The 1,429-nt window shown below is 70.7% G+C and carries 1 protein-coding gene; it reads right to left on the reverse strand.

All coding sequences use genetic code 11. From position 1 onward, the window contains the following. Positions 1–54: 54 nt before the first annotated feature. On the reverse strand, positions 55–1,308 hold the full coding sequence (locus IN07_RS11580) for an IS256 family transposase (protein ID WP_036335985.1): 1,254 nt from the start codon (positions 1,306–1,308) through the stop codon (positions 55–57). Positions 1,309–1,429 lie beyond the last annotated feature (121 nt).

The following is a 1,429-nucleotide window of genomic DNA, read 5'->3' on the forward strand; positions in this document are numbered from 1 at the left end:
GGTCAAGTCCGCTGGCGTGGTGTGTGACGGCTACCGCGTGATCTTCATGTCTGGTCAGGCGCTGAGCGCCGGAATGGTCGTCTCGGTAGTCACCTCCTCGGTGTCGGCGGAGTCGGTGACGGGCCGGATGCGGCAGCGGGCGAGGACGTCGAGTCCGAGGTAGCGGCGGCCTTCGGTCCACTCGTCGTGCTGCTCGGCGAGCACGGCGCCCACGAGGCGGATGAGGGAGTCGCGGTCGGGGAAGATGCCGACGACGTCGGTGCGGCGGCGGATCTCCCGGTTGAGCCGCTCGCTGGGGTTGTTGGACCAGATCTGGCGCCAGACCTCCTTGGGGAAGGCGGTGAAGGCGAGCACGTCGGTGCGGGCGGCCTCGAGGTGCTCGGCGACCCTGGGCAGCTTGTCGGCCAGCGCGTCGAGGACCCGGTCGAACTGGGCGTGCACGGAGGTGGCGTCGGGCTGGTCGTAGACCGAGTGCAGCAGTGCCCGCACCCACGGCCAGCTGCTTTTGGGGCAGGCGGCCATCAGGTTCGCCGCGTAGTGCGTGCGGCAGCGCTGCCACGTCGTGCCGGGCAGGGTCGCCCCGATCGCGCTCACCAGGCCGGCGTGCGCATCGGAGGTCACCAGTGCCACGCCGGTCAGGCCGCGGGCGGTCAGGTCCCGGAAGAAGGCCAGCCAGCCGGCGCCGTCCTCGGCGGAGGTGACCTGCAGGCCGAGGATCTCCCGGTGCCCGTCGGCGTTCACGCCGGTGGCGACCAGTGCGTGGACGTTGACCACCCGGCCGCCCTCCCGGACCTTGAGCACGAGGGCGTCGGCGGCCACGAACGTGTAGGGGCCGGCGTCGAGGGGCCGGTGCCGGAAGTCGGCGACCTGGGCGTCGAGGTCCTTGGCCATCTCGCTGACCTGGGACTTGCTCAGCCGGGTGATCCCGAGAGAGTCGACGAGCTTCTCCATCCGCCGCGTCGAGACGCCGAGCAGGTAGCAGGTGGCGACCACGGTGGTCAGCGCCCGCTCCGCCCGGCGGCGGCGCTCCAGCAGCCAGTCCGGGAAGTAGGAGCCGGATCGGAGCTTGGGGATGGCGACGTCCAGGGTGCCGGCGCGGGTGTCGAAGTCCCGGTGCCGGTAGCCGTTGCGGGTGTTGGTGCGCTCCGCCGAGCGGGTGCCGTAGTCGGCGCCGCAGACGGCGTCGGCCTCGGCGGACATGAGCGTGTTGATGAACGTGGTCAGCATCGAGCGCAGCAAGTCGGGGCTGGCCTGCTCCAGGTGCTCGTGCAGGAAGCGGGCAGGGTCGATCATTGGGGCAGCGGTCATCGCGTGGAACTCCTCGATCTTGAGCGGGAACTCAGTTCGAAGAATCACGCGGTGGCCGCCTACACGTCTACGCCGACGCCCTCACCGGGCCCCTTGGCACACCACCTTGGTGGACGCCACT

The sequence above is a fragment of the Modestobacter caceresii genome (assembly GCF_000761485.1).
Lineage (GTDB): Bacteria > Actinomycetota > Actinomycetes > Mycobacteriales > Geodermatophilaceae > Modestobacter > Modestobacter caceresii.